Consider the following 13060-nt stretch of genomic DNA (forward strand, 5'->3'; position numbering starts at 1 on the left):
CACGGAGACCGGATGCGAGTGCTGTTCGCGGCCATGCCATTGATCGGACATCTCTTCCCGATGATGCCGCTGGCCCACCACCTGCGCGACCACGGACACGAGGTCATGATCGCCACCGGCGGCGACGCGGCCACGGCCATCCGCGCGCAACTACCCGTCGCCGAGGTCGCCCCACCGATCGACTACGTCCGCTCGGCGGTGCGCGGACTGGGTCGACATCCGGTACTGGCCTTGAGCTCCGCCAGGGGCATGGCCGACGCCCGCGGCGGCGCGCACGTCTTCGCCGTCACCAACCGCCCGATGATCCGGCCACTGCTGCGCGCCGCCGCCGAGTTCCGCCCGGATCTCCTCGTGCACGAACCGTTCGCCGCCGCCGCCGCGATCGTGGCCGCCCGCCTCGACGTGCCGACCGTCCTGCACAACATCGCCCTCGACGACGGCACCGTGATCCGCCGCGAACTCCTGCGCCTGCTCACCGACACCGCCCTGCCCGCCCCCGCCACCACCCTGTCGATCGCCCCGCCCTCGCTCGTCCGCGTCGAGGGCCGCCCCCTGCGCTACACCCCGTACACGACCCCCGGCGCCACCACCCCCGCCTTCCTGCGCGAACCCTGCACCCGCCGCCGCATCCTCGTCACCCGCTCCACCATGCTCGGCGACGGCCCCGACCCCATGCTGCGCGCCATCGTGCGCGCCGCCCCCTATGTCGACGCCGACATCATCATCGTCCGACCCGACCGAAAGACCTTGCGCGCCACCGCACTTCCCGCGAACATCCGCACCACCGGCTGGACCGCCCTGCACGAAGCCCTGCCGCACTGCACCGCCATGATCAATCACGCGGGCGCAGGCTCGGTCTATGCCGCCCTGCACGCCGGGGTCCCCCAACTGGCCACCCCGGCGCCGGGCGACCGCGCCTGGAACGCCCACACCGTGCGGCGACGCGGCGCCGGCCTCGCGGTACCCGCCCGTGCGATCACGGCCGCCCACCTCGAGACCCTCCTCGACGACCCCGCCCTGTCGGCCAACGCGCGCGCCGTCGCCGCGGAGATCGCCGCGATGCCGAGCATCACCGACATCGGCGACGCCATGACAGAATTGGCGACACCCTGATCAGGGCGCCTGCACCAACGTCAACTTCGACCGCTTGCGCAGCGTGAACCCCAACGTCTCGTACAGGCTGATCGCCGACGTATTGTGCGCCACCGCATGCAGAAACGGCGTCTCTCCCCGCTCCCTGATCCCCGCCCCGACCGCGCGAATCAGCCGCGACGCGTACCCGCGACCACGGAACTCGGCATCGGTGCACACCGCGCTGATCTCGGTCCACCCCGGCGGATGCAGCCGCTCGCCCGCCATCGCCACCAGCCGCCCGTCCACCCGCAACCCGAGATAGGTGCCCATCTCGATGGTGCGCGGCGCGAACGGACCCGGCTCGGTGCGGGCGATCAGCGCGAGCATCTCCGGCACGTCGGCGGCGGTGAGCAGCTCCAGTCCCGGATCGGTCTCGACCCGCAGCCGCGAACCGTCCATCTGCACGCCTTCGAGCTCCGCGAGCACCGTCCACTCCGGCGGGATCACATGCCCCAGCCCGCGCAGCCCGGTGCTCCCACCCGCACCGACCGCGCTCGCCAGATCCACCCAGTCCTGGGCGTCGAGCACCGGGGGATGGCCGACGAACCGCGCCACCTCCGACTCGTAGCGCCCGATCCGCCCGATCCACTGCGCGAACCGACGGTGTTCTCCCCACAACGATTCCCGCACCGGATCATCGAGCGGGTGCACCGCGACATCGACCGTCAACACGCCTCCTCCACCGAACGAACACAGAGACGTTAGCCGCCCACACGATCCCCGGTCACCCCTTGCACTCACCACGATTCCGAAAACGCCCCTGCCCCACACCTTTCCATCGACCATCCCTGTTTGACCCGCGCAGACCAGGGCATTCGCACTACACCAGACCCATTCACTACCGGAGGGACAACTCCGTGTCCACACACCTACGCGGCGCCGTACTGATCGGCCTGCTCGCCGTGTCCGCCTGCGCCACCAGCACCGAAGCACCCGAACCGGGCCTGCCGCCGTCCTCGGCCGCCGCCCCCGAGATCTCCGACGCCGCCGCCCAACACCTGTGCGAGATGATCGCCCCCGATATCGACAACTGGCGTGCCCAAGGCACCACCCTGGGCCGCGTGACCTTCAACGGCACCGTCCAGAACTGGGCCGCGCGCAACGGCGGGGTGAATGTGGCGGTGGCTCGCAACCGCGAGGTGATCGACACCGTCACCCAGCAGCACTGCCCCCAGGTGCGCGACCAGGTCCTCCAGGTACTCGAGGTCCCGGATCTGGCCTCAGCGCTCGCCGGCGTCTGAGGTCGCCACCTGCGCCGGGACGATCCCCGCGCGCCGGTCACGCAGCACCAGCACCCCGGCCGCCACCACCCAGATCACCGCGAAGGCGACAGCGCGCATCAGGCTCCAGTTGACCATCAGCATCACGATGGCGACGCCGCCGAACAGCGTCAACAACCGACCCGTACTCGTCTGACCCTTCATCGCCCCATCATCGCACGTACGGTCCCAGCTTGATGTTCACCACCGACCCCTCGTCCTCGATCGAGGTGATCGGCCAGCTCCGACCGGGCAACACCGTCCCCGCGGCCGTCGCGTACCCGACCACGTCGAGCACCGCGCTCCCGTGCTCGTCGTGCAGGATCGCCGCCTCCGTGCGCACCCCGTCGGAGAAGATCAGATCGAACTCCTCGGCGAGCCGGTCCGCATGCACCACCACACCCGGAAACAAATGCGTGTAACCGACCGTGATCAGCCCCGGATCACGGTCATCGGCCGGTGAACTCCGCGCCGCCGTCATCTCAGTGCCCGCACGGATCGCTCAGATGCAAACCCTCACCGACCTTGATCCGGCGATGCTCGACGAGCACGATCCCCACGCCCATCAGCAGGCACACACCGCTGAGGACGCCGGCGAGCAGGGCCCAGCCGACGAATCCCGAACCGGCCGCGGTCAGCGTGGACGCGAACAAGACGAGGCCGATCCCGACGAGCAGGAAGCCCGGCCAATTCAGTGAGTCCTGAATGGACTCGCCCGCGTGCGAGCGTGTGGTGCGCTCGGTATCGGGGAACTTGTGTTCGTGGGGATGCTTGCCGACATCCATCGCACTGGCATTCATGACCCACTCTCCTTCCAGCGAGGTTCTCCCCCACCGGCGCGTACCCCCGATCCCCCTGGGCAAACACACAGCGGGCGTCGGGCGGGGCCTCTTTGTCTGTGCGTCTTTTGGGTTGTCGAGCCGGTGAGTTCGGCTCAACAACCCCGAAGCGGCACACATGGTTAGATGCGCATATATACGTATCGGAATTAATTTTTCAATCAAGAGACTGCTGGTGCGCCGGCCCCTCCACCTCCGAGATCTCGAACCCGCACTCCCCCAACCGAATACCGGCCGACCAGGCGATCCCACTCCCCTACCCTTGTCCGAATGTTCGACAACCTGCGCATCTGCTTCCTCGGTGACTCCTTCGTCCAGGGCATCGGCGACCCCGAATATCGCGGCTGGGTCGGCCGCGTACTCACCGCGACCGGACCCGGCATCACCGCCTTCAACCTCGGACTACGCCGCGATACCTCGGCCGATGTGCTGGATCGCTGCCGGCGCGAGGTCGCACCGCGCCTCCTCCCCCACACCGACAATCGCCTCGTCGTCTCCTTCGGCAGCAACGACATGGTCCTCGAGGACGGCCGCGTGCGGGTGGAACGGGCACAGTGCCTCGACAACCTCGCCGCGCTGCTGGCAGACAGTCGGGACCGCGCGATCAAGCCGCTGGTGGTCGGGCCGCCGCCGGTCATCGACGGCGGCAGCGCACACCTGCTGCGGGTCACCGAACTCGCCGACGACATGGCGGCGCTGTGCCGGTCGGCGTCGGTGCCCTTCGTCGCCACGACCCGTGCGCTGGCCGAGGATCCGGTATGGATCCGCGAGGCGCTGGCCGACGACGGCGCCCATCCCGGTGCCGACGGTTATCAGCGACTAGCCGACCTCGTTCTCGACGGCGGGTGGCGGTCCTGGATCGCCGAGCCCACGGGGTGCGGGCAGGAATCCTAGGTCGAGGAGGTCGTCGACGTACTTCGCGATGAGCTCGGGTGACAGATGCGGGATGTCGTGGGTGGGGCCGATGCGGGCGGCGCGGACGGCGGACCGGAAGCCGTCGGCGGGTAGCGCGGAGCCGGGTTCCGGGCGAGCGGGGCGGCGGTAGGCCGCGAGGAGTGGGAGCAGGGTGTTCTTGCGTTCGGGTTCGGGCAGGCCGCGCAGGGCGGTGTCGATGCGGGCGAACCAGTCGTCGTAGTCCGCGATGCGGTCGATGTGGTGGCCTGCCTCGATCAGCCAGTCGATGAAGACGTCGAGGGAGATGCCGTCGTCGTGGGGGTTGAGGACGTCGTAGGTGCGGTAGCCGGTCGTCGCGGTCGCGCCCAGTTCGGTGATCGCGGTGGCGACGAAGTCCGCGGGCAGGCCGTCGTAGTGGGCGCGTCGGACACCGCCCTGGGAATCGGTGCGGTAGAACGACTTCGGGGCCAACCCGGTGACGAGCACGCTCAGCAGCAGCCGCGTGAAGACGTCGGGCACATTGAGCTGTCCGCGAAAGTCGCTGTGCGCCAGGATCATGTCCGACCGGAACACCGCGACGGGCAGGTCGAAGCGGTCCGCCGCCTCCCGCAGCAGCACCTCCCCGGCCCACTTGCTGTTGCCGTAGCCGTTGGCATAGGAGTCATCGATGCGTCGCGTCGGGCTCATGGCGCGCACGTCCCCGTCCTCGGCGAAGGAGTCCCCCTGCGCCGCGACGGCCACCGTCGACAGATAGCTCACCGGTGTGCGGGTCGTGGTCAGCGCCAACCGGAGGATCTCGGCCGTGCCCACCACATTCGGCCCGAACAACTGGTCGTAGGGCAATAGGTGATTCACCAGGGCGGCGCAGTGCACGATCAGCTCGACCTCGGCGGCGAGCCGGCCCCAGACCGGTTGCGCCAGACCGAGCTCGGGTGCGCCGAGATCGCCGGCGAGCACCTCGAGGGTGTCCTTCGCGAGGAGCCGGAAGTGGTCGGCGAGCGCGCGGTCGGTCTCGAAGACCTCGTCGAGTCGCCTGCGCGCGGCGGCGTCGTCACCGCCGCGGATCACGCAGATGACCTTGCCGCCCAGTGGGGCGAGGCGCTCGAGCCAGTTCAGGAGCAGGAAGCGGCCCAGATAGCCGTTGGCGCCGGTGATCAGCACCGTTCTCGCGGGCGAGGCCGCTCGCACCTGCGCCACGGCCGTGACATCGAAGAACTTCTCGAGTATCAGATCCGCCGCGCGAATCTCGGTGGCTTCGGCACCGTGCACGGCGGCGAAATCGGTTCTGCGCGTGCCCGGTTCGCGTTCCTGGCGAACATAGTCCGCGATCCGAGCCAGCGCACTGTCCGGCCCGAGCAGCACATTCACGGGCACGTCCACCGCGAGCAATTCCCGCAGCAGACCCGAAAGCGACAGTGCCGCCAGGGAATCCCCGCCGAGTTCACCGAAGCGCATCTCGGGACGCAACTCGGACCGATCACCACCGAGCACGGCGCCCACCGCTCGAACGACGGTCTCATACACCGGCAACTGTGGCGCTTCACGGCGCAGCAGCCGCAGTTCCTCGTCCTGATCGCGCGCGAGATCGGCATACAGCTGCTCGAGCCGCTGCCCGTAGTGCTGTTTCAGCTTGGGCCGCAACAGTTTCCCGACACCGGACAGCAACCCGTTCGCGGTCGAGAACGGCCGCGTCTCGATCAAGAAGTCCCGTGGCACCTCATACGGCTCGAGCCCCGCCGCCACCGCCGCACGCTGCAACGACGCGCGCACCGCCCCGCGCAGACCGGGCCCCGTGAGCGCGGCCTCGGTCGGCACCACGACCGCCAGCAGAAACGCCCGCTCACTACTGCCGTACACGTAGATCTGCCGCACCAGATCGGCACCGGCGAACACCGCTTCCAGCCGCGACACCGTCACGAACTCGCCCTGCGACAGCTTGAGCACATTGTTGCGCCGATCGACATAGGCCAACCGGTCCGGCCCCAACTCGGCCACCACATCGCCGGTGCGGCAGAAACCCTCCGCGTCGAACACCTCGGCGTTCACCTCGGGGCGCCGGTAGTACCCGGCGATCATGGTGGTGGTCTTGAGCAGCAGTTCACCGCGCGGATACGGCTTGTCGGTGCCGAAATAGCCGAGTTCGGGCACGTCGACGAGCTTGTAGTCCAGGACCGGCGGCCGAATCACCTTCGTATCGAAGATGACCCCGCCCCCGGTCTCGGTCGAGCCGTAGCCATCGTGCAGCCGCAGCCGCAGGACCGATTCGACGAAGGCGCGCACCTCGGGCGCGATCGGCGCGCTGCCACACAGCGCGGTCAACAACCTGCCACCCAGAACCTGTTCGCGCAGTTCGGTTCTCACCTGTTCGGCCGCCGACTCCCCGCGCTCGGCGAGCTCGCGCCGGAAGTGCTGCGAGAGCATGTCGCACACCCGGGGGACCAGGAAGATCTCGGTGGGTCGCACCAGTGCGATGTCCGCGAACAGGGTCGAAAGATCCGGCGCGGCAGTGAAATACGCGATGCCGCCCCGGGCGAGCGTCCGGGTGAGGGTGAGCCGGGCGGCGATGTGGCTCATGGGCAGGAAGTTCAGGGCGATCGCGGTGAGCGGCCGTGGCGGCTGCCAACCCACCGCCACCAGACGCTGGGTGTACATCGCGCCCTTGGGCGTGCCGGTGCTGCCGGAGGTGTAGACCAGCAGGGCTAGCGGGTCGTCGCCGTCCTCGGGCACGAACAGCGGGGCCGGCGCGGTCTCGCGGCCCTGTTCGATGGCGGTGGCGAGGGTGTCGAGGACGACGCCGGTCCCGGCCAGTCGGGTGCGGGCCGCCGCGAGGGTGTCGCGGTGGTCGTCGTCATCGGGGTGATGGTCGAAGACGAGCAGCGATCGCGGGGTGGCACCGGCGAGAACCGCGTCGACGGCGACGGCCAGATGCGCGGTGTCGACCGCGAAGACGCGCGGGGCGGTCTCGCCCAGGATGGCCCGCAACTGCTCCGGGCCCGCCTGCACCGGCACCGCGACCGCACCGAGATGGAGGATGGCCAGGTCGACGACGGTGTACTCGGCGCTGGTGAAACCGAGTACGGCGACGAGATCCCCGGCGCGCAGTCCGTCGCGATGCCAGGTCGCGGCCAGCGCGCGGGTGCGATCCCACACCTGCCCGTAGGTCAGTAACTCGAACTCCGGCAGCAGTTTTCGAGTGCGGCGACCGGCCGTCGAGACCAGTTCCGTGCGGCGGGTGCCGAGTGCGGGCCGGTCCGCGTAGCCGGCCATCACCGCCTCGACGATCAGCGCCGGCGGCAGGCCCGGCGTGGTGACCCGCGCGTGCACGCGCTCGGCCGGTCGGGCCGCGCGGACCTGCGCGTCCTCGGCATGCAGCGCCTCGACGCGGTCGGCGACGGAATCGAGTTCGATCGTCATGCCTCACACAGCCGGATCCCCTGCCACGCCTGCCGTTGCGCCGACTCCGGGTCGACGAGCACCCGCGGCGGATGGTCGATGATGCTCGTGGTGCGACGGTCGGCGGTGTAGGGCGTCCACGGTGGCAGCGGCGCACCGGTGTGGGCGAAACGCAACCAGTTGTCCTGGATGTGGTCCTGCACGGCCAGGAACGCGCGCCTGCCACCGGCTGCGGTCATCGCCCGGCCCACCGGTCCGTCGACCCAGCCGAAGACCGGCACCAGATCCAGGGCGTGGGTGGCGCCGAAACCGGCCAGGTGCAGTGCGCGCGGGGCGTAGTCGAAGCGGTACGCGTAGGTGGGGGCGTGGCGGCTGTGCCCGTCGAGCACGGCCAGGGTGGGGCGCAGGAACAGGTGGTCACCGCCCACGCGCACGGCGGTTCGCCCGCCGGGATAGCCGGGATAGCTACCGGTCACGCGTTTCTCGGTGCCGGGCTCGTAGCGGCCGAACACGGTGGCGAGCTGGGCGGGGGTGTGCGGGACCGATTTGGCGAAGCGCTGGAACAGGGTCGCCTCGTCGCGGTTGGTGCCGATGATCAACGGCACCGGGTTCGCCCGCCCGGCCGCGATCGCCGCCAGCGGCGCTTCGGGGAGGAACTCGCCGTCGACCACGCACGCGTACGGGTAGTTGCCGGGCTCCTCGCGCAGCGCGCTGCCCAGCGCCCGGTCAGCGGCCCGGCACAGGTCCTTCGCCGCGACAGTGCTCAGCACGGACGCGGCGTTCTCGGGTGTGGCGCCGAGCCGGTCCAGGCAGCGGCGCGCGAACCGGTGCGCCTGCTCGGGGGTGGAAACCCAGTCCGCCGGGGCACTTTGCGCGATCGCGCGATGGAACAGCCCGCGCGCGGCCGGCGTGGCCAGCAGGCTGATCACCGCGTGCGCCCCGGCCGACTCACCGAAGATCGTGACACTGTCCGGGTCGCCGCCGAACGCGGCGATATTGCGCCGCACCCACTCCAGCGCCGCCACCTGATCCCGCAGACCCAGATTCGAGTCGAATCGTCGCTCCGGCGTGGAGAACTCGCTGAAATCCACATACCCGAGCCCGCTGAGCCGGTAGTTCACCGACACCACGATCACCTCGCCGCGCGCGGCCAACCGCGCCCCGGAGTACATGCTCGAGGTCCCGATCAGATAGCCGCCGCCGTGGAAGAACACCATCACCGGACGCGGGGTCGACGACGGCGTCACCGGGGCGGTGACATTCAGCGTGAGACAGTCCTCGCCGGTGGGCTGCCAGGTGCGCGGGCCGACCCTGGCCCCGTTCGGGTTCTGCACCGCCGCGGCACCGAACTCGGTCGCCGAACGCACCCCCGTCCACGGCGTCACGGGCTGGGGTGCGCGCAAACGCCACTCCCCGATGGGCGGGGCCGCGTACGGCAGGGCGCGCCAACGCACGACGCGACGGCCCGCGCGACCGCGCACGACTCCGTCGGCGCTCACGATCTCGGTGGACATCCCTCGAATGTACGTGGTACTGGCGGTACCGCGCAGGGTGTTCGGCCTAGACTGATCCGATGGCCGGCCAGGATCCGGAAACCGCGCCCGCACGAGCGCCCGAGACGACGAGCATCGCCGAACTCGACCTGCTGGTGTCCACCTGTCGCGCCTGTCCCCGGCTGGTGGCCTGGCGCGACGAGGTCGCCGTCGTCAAACGGGCCGCCTTCCGCGATCAGGTGTACTGGGGCAGACCCGTGCCCGGTTTCGGCCCCGACGACGCCCGCATCCTCGTGGTCGGACTCGCCCCGGCCGCCCACGGCGGCAACCGAACCGGTCGCATGTTCACCGGCGACCCCAGCGGCGACCTCCTGTTCGGCGCCCTGCACGCGGTGGGCCTCGCCACCGGCGCGCACCCGGTCAGCCGCGACGACGGCATCGCCCTGATCGACACCCGACTCACCGCGCCGGTGCACTGCGCCCCGCCCGAGAACAAGCCCACACCGGCCGAACGGCAACGGTGCGCGCCCTTTCTCAGCCGGGAACTCGAATTGTTGCGCGCGACCGTGTCGGTCATCGTCGTCCTCGGCGCTTTCGGATGGCAGGCGTTGTTCACCGTGCTCACCGACGGCGGCTGGACCGTGCCGCGCCCGCGGCCCCGTTTCGGGCACGGCGCCGAAGTCGTCATCACCCATCCCGACGGTCGATCGGTCACCGTGCTCGGTAGTTATCACGTGAGCCAACGCAATACCGCGACCGGCCTGGTCGACTCCGCCATGATCGAAGACATTCTGCGCCGGGCGAAGAAGCTCGCCGAGTCCTGACCGGAATCGGCCACGCCGTCCCCTACGATCGAGCAGTGCTGACTGTGTACACGATCGGCCATTCCACGCGGACCGCGGAAGAATTCGTCGGTCTGCTGCACGATTACGGCGTCACCCAGCTCGTCGATATCCGCACAGTCCCCCGGTCGAGGCACAATCCCCAGTTCGGGCGCGACGAACTCCCGGAAACACTGCGAGCCGCCGGAATTCAGTACGTCTACCTGGCGGCGCTGGGCGGTTTGCGCCACGGCGCCAAGAGCGAGGAGAACGCGGGCTGGCGCAACGCCTCGTTTCGCCAGTACGCCGACTACATGCAGACCCCGGAATTCCGCGCGGGCCTCGACGAACTGATCGAGCTCGCGCACCAGGCCACGACGGCGATCATGTGCGCCGAGGCAGTGCCGTGGCGGTGTCACCGATCGCTGGTCGGCGACGCGCTGCTGGTCCGGGGCATCGAGGTGCGCGACATCATGTCCGGCACCCGCGCGCCCGAGCACCACCTGACGAACTTCGCCCACGTCGACGGCACCACCATCACCTATCCCCCACCGTCGGAGAATTGATATGCATCCATTTCATCTCGATACCTATCCCGGACGATAACCCCGTACCACAATCACGGGGCGCACGCGGTTCGACAACAGTTCACTGCGATGGCAGGAGATCCGACGATGAGTTCGCTGGCAATGAGCACCCTGGATGTCTCCCGATGGCAGTTCGGTATCACCACCGTCTACCACTTCATCTTCGTCCCGCTCACCATCGGCTTGGCGCCGCTCGTCGCCGGTATGCAGACGGCCTGGGTGATCACCGGAAAAGAGCACTGGTATCGGCTCACCAAGTTCTTCGGGAAACTGTTCCTGATCAACTTCGCCATCGGTGTCGCGACCGGCATCGTGCAGGAGTTCCAATTCGGCATGAACTGGAGCGAGTATTCCCGGTTCGTCGGCGATGTGTTCGGCGCCCCACTGGCTTTCGAGGCATTGGTCGCGTTCTTCCTGGAATCGACATTCCTCGGATTGTGGATCTTCGGGTGGACGCGATTGCCCAAATATGTTCACCTGGCGACGATTTGGATAGTCGCGATCGGCGTCAACGCCTCCGCCTACTTCATCATCGCGGCGAATTCGTTCATGCAGCACCCGGTCGGGGCGAAATACAACCCGGAGACCGAACGTGCTGAGCTGGAGAGTATCTGGGCGCTGCTCACCAACAACACCACCCTGGCCGCCTTCCCGCACGTAGTGGCGGGCGCGTTCCTCACCGGGTCGACGTTCGTGGTCGGCATCGCGGGGTGGTTCATGGTCCGCAACATGCGCAGCGGCGACCGAGTGAAACAGGAAGAGGCCAAGACCATGTGGCGGCCCGTCGCGCGGATGGGCATGTGGGTGGTGGCCGCGTCGATCGTCGTGGTCGGGATCACCGGCGACATGCAGGGCAAGCTCATGTTCGACCAGCAGCCCATGAAGATGGCCTCGGCCGAATCGCTGTGCCACACCGAACTCGACCCGGACTTCTCGATCCTGACCGTCGGCACGCACAACAACTGCGACAGCGTCACCCACCTCATCGAGGTGCCCTATGTGCTGTCGTTCCTGGCCAAGGACAAGTTCACCGGCGTGACCCTGCAGGGCGTGGAGGATCTGCAACGCTCCTATGTCGAGGACTACGGGCCCGGCAACTACCGGCCGAACCTCTTCGTCACCTACTGGAGCTTCCGCGCCATGATCGGGTTCCTGGCCGGACCGGCGCTGTTGCTGCTGGCCGGAATGTGGTTGACCCGGCGCGGGCGGGTGCCCGACAAGCGCTGGTTCTCGTGGCTGTCGGTACTGGCCATCCCGACCCCGTTCCTGGCCAACAGCGCGGGCTGGGTCTTCACCGAGATGGGCCGCCAGCCGTGGGTGGTGGTCCCGAACCTGACCGGTGACAAGACCATTCGCATGACGGTGGGCGAGGGTGTGTCCCACCACGCGCCCGCCACGGTGCTGTTCTCGCTGGCGGTGTTCACGCTGCTCTACGGTGCGCTGGCGGTGGTCTGGTATTACCTGATGCACCGCTACACCGTGGTCGGACCCGAGCCGGGACCGGCGCCGCACGACGATCAGTCCGGTCCCGACGACGACGACGGTGGCGGCGGCAAGCACCGCGCCGAACCTGTCGAGCAGCTGTCCTTCGCGTACTAGGAGACCACGATGAGTCTGCAGCAATTCTGGTTCGTGCTGGTCAGTGTGCTGTTCACCGGCTACTTCATTCTCGAGGGCTTCGACTTCGGGGTCGGGATGCTCATGCCGATCATCGGCCGTGGCTCCGACAAGCGCAGGCGGGTGCTGCTCAATACGATCGGCCCGGTCTGGGACGGCAACGAGGTCTGGCTGATCACCGCGGGCGGTGCGATGTTCGCGGCGTTTCCCGAGTGGTACGCGAGCCTGTTCTCCGGGTTCTATCTGGCGCTGCTGCTGTTGCTGGTGGCGTTGATCGTGCGCGTGTGCGCCATCGAGTACCGGTCGAAGATCAACTCGCCCAAGTGGCGGGCCTGGTGTGACGTCGGGATCGGGATCGGGTCCTGGATCCCGGCGCTGGCCTGGGGTTGGGTGTTCGCCAACCTGGTGCGCGGGGTGCCGCTCGACGAGCACAAGCAGGTCGTCGGGTCGGTGTGGGAGCTGCTCAGCCCCTACGCGCTACTGGGCGCGGCGACCACCGGCATCCTGTTCGCCCTGCACGGCGCGATCTTCCTGGCGCTCAAGACCGGCGGTGAGGTCCGCGACGACGCCCGCAAGTGCGTGCGGATCCTGTACCTGCCCACCGTGGCCATCGTCGGCGGCTTCGGTCTGTGGACCCAGCTCGCCTACGGCTCCGGTTGGACCTGGGCCGCCCTCGGTGCCGCGGTGCTCGGCCTGGTCGTCGCCGGCGGCGCCACCGCCGCGGGCCGCGACGGCTGGGCCTTCATCGGCACCGCCCTCACCATCGCCGCCGCCACCATCCTGCTCGTCGGCTCCCTCTACCCCAACGTCATGCCGTCGACGATCAGCCCCGCCTTCGACCTCAACATCCACAACGCCTCCTCCGGCCGCTACACCCTCCAGGTCATGAGCTGGGCCGCCGTCCTGTGCGTCCCCGTAGTCCTGGCCTACCAGGGCTGGACCTACTGGGTCTTCCGCAAACGCCTCACCGTAGACCAGATCCCAGCCCCCACCGGCCTCCCGGTAGGCAAATAACCCCACCCC

At 68.8% G+C, this 13060-nt stretch carries 13 protein-coding genes; 7 read left to right on the plus strand and 6 right to left on the minus strand.

Features of this window, described 5'->3' with window-relative positions:
• Positions 1–12 precede the first annotated feature (12 nt).
• Entirely contained in the window at positions 13–1113 is a 1101-nt protein-coding gene (locus tag ACFP3H_RS04945) for a glycosyltransferase (protein ID WP_378600237.1), read from the plus strand.
• On the opposite strand, the gene ACFP3H_RS04950 is transcribed toward ACFP3H_RS04945, so the two are convergent.
• On the minus strand, positions 1114–1803 hold the full coding sequence (locus ACFP3H_RS04950) for a GNAT family N-acetyltransferase (RefSeq protein ID WP_378600240.1): 690 nt from the start codon (positions 1801–1803) through the stop codon (positions 1114–1116).
• Between the two features lie 188 nt (positions 1804–1991).
• Between ACFP3H_RS04950 and ACFP3H_RS04955 the strand changes: the two genes are divergently transcribed.
• A complete protein-coding gene (locus ACFP3H_RS04955; RefSeq protein ID WP_378600242.1) occupies positions 1992–2375 on the plus strand; it encodes a hypothetical protein in 384 nt (127 codons plus the stop codon).
• Here the strand turns inward: ACFP3H_RS04955 and ACFP3H_RS04960 are convergent.
• From ACFP3H_RS04960 to ACFP3H_RS04970, 3 genes are all read right to left on the minus strand, one after another.
• A complete protein-coding gene (locus ACFP3H_RS04960) occupies positions 2355–2558 on the minus strand; it encodes a hypothetical protein (RefSeq protein WP_378600245.1) in 204 nt (67 codons plus the stop codon). The two genes, ACFP3H_RS04955 and ACFP3H_RS04960, sit on opposite strands and share 21 nt — an antisense overlap.
• A 7-nt stretch (positions 2559–2565) precedes the next feature.
• Complete coding sequence (locus tag ACFP3H_RS04965) at positions 2566–2793, minus strand: hypothetical protein (RefSeq protein WP_378600247.1); 228 nt, start codon at positions 2791–2793, stop codon at positions 2566–2568.
• Between the two features lie 82 nt (positions 2794–2875).
• Positions 2876–3193, minus strand: a complete 318-nt coding sequence (locus ACFP3H_RS04970) for a hypothetical protein (RefSeq protein WP_378600250.1) — start codon at positions 3191–3193, stop codon at positions 2876–2878.
• Positions 3194–3502: 309 nt separating this feature from the next.
• Here ACFP3H_RS04970 and ACFP3H_RS04975 point away from each other — a divergent pair, with 309 nt between their 5' ends.
• On the plus strand, positions 3503–4126 hold the full coding sequence (locus ACFP3H_RS04975) for a GDSL-type esterase/lipase family protein (protein WP_378600252.1): 624 nt from the start codon (positions 3503–3505) through the stop codon (positions 4124–4126).
• Here the strand turns inward: ACFP3H_RS04975 and car are convergent.
• Both car and ACFP3H_RS04985 read right to left on the minus strand, forming a co-directional pair.
• Positions 4052–7540 carry a carboxylic acid reductase gene (car, locus tag ACFP3H_RS04980; protein ID WP_378600255.1) on the minus strand — a complete coding sequence of 1163 codons (3489 nt, stop codon included), beginning with the start codon at positions 7538–7540 and terminating at the stop codon, positions 4052–4054. The two genes, ACFP3H_RS04975 and car, sit on opposite strands and share 75 nt — an antisense overlap.
• Positions 7537–9033: a carboxylesterase/lipase family protein gene (locus ACFP3H_RS04985; RefSeq protein WP_378600258.1), complete on the minus strand. Its 1497-nt coding sequence runs from the start codon at positions 9031–9033 to the stop codon at positions 7537–7539. Before ACFP3H_RS04985 ends, car begins: the two co-directional genes overlap by 4 nt.
• 59 nt (positions 9034–9092) lie before the next feature.
• On the opposite strand from ACFP3H_RS04985, the gene ACFP3H_RS04990 reads away from it, so the two are divergent.
• The 4 genes from ACFP3H_RS04990 (at position 9093) to cydB (ending at position 13051) form a co-directional block, all read left to right on the plus strand.
• Positions 9093–9836 carry a uracil-DNA glycosylase gene (locus tag ACFP3H_RS04990; protein ID WP_378600260.1) on the plus strand — a complete coding sequence of 248 codons (744 nt, stop codon included), beginning with the start codon at positions 9093–9095 and terminating at the stop codon, positions 9834–9836.
• A 35-nt stretch (positions 9837–9871) separates the two neighbouring features.
• Positions 9872–10399 carry a DUF488 domain-containing protein gene (locus ACFP3H_RS04995; protein WP_378600263.1) on the plus strand — a complete coding sequence of 176 codons (528 nt, stop codon included), beginning with the start codon at positions 9872–9874 and terminating at the stop codon, positions 10397–10399.
• 123 nt (positions 10400–10522) lie between these two features.
• Positions 10523–12019: a cytochrome ubiquinol oxidase subunit I gene (locus ACFP3H_RS05000; protein ID WP_378601585.1), complete on the plus strand. Its 1497-nt coding sequence runs from the start codon at positions 10523–10525 to the stop codon at positions 12017–12019.
• 9 nt (positions 12020–12028) lie between these two features.
• Positions 12029–13051 (plus strand): cytochrome d ubiquinol oxidase subunit II, encoded by a 1023-nt coding sequence (cydB, locus tag ACFP3H_RS05005; RefSeq protein ID WP_378600265.1) that lies wholly within the window; start codon positions 12029–12031, stop codon positions 13049–13051.
• The last annotated feature ends 9 nt before the right edge of the window (positions 13052–13060 follow it).

Source organism: Nocardia lasii (genome assembly GCF_042658545.1).
GTDB lineage: Bacteria > Actinomycetota > Actinomycetes > Mycobacteriales > Mycobacteriaceae > Nocardia > Nocardia lasii.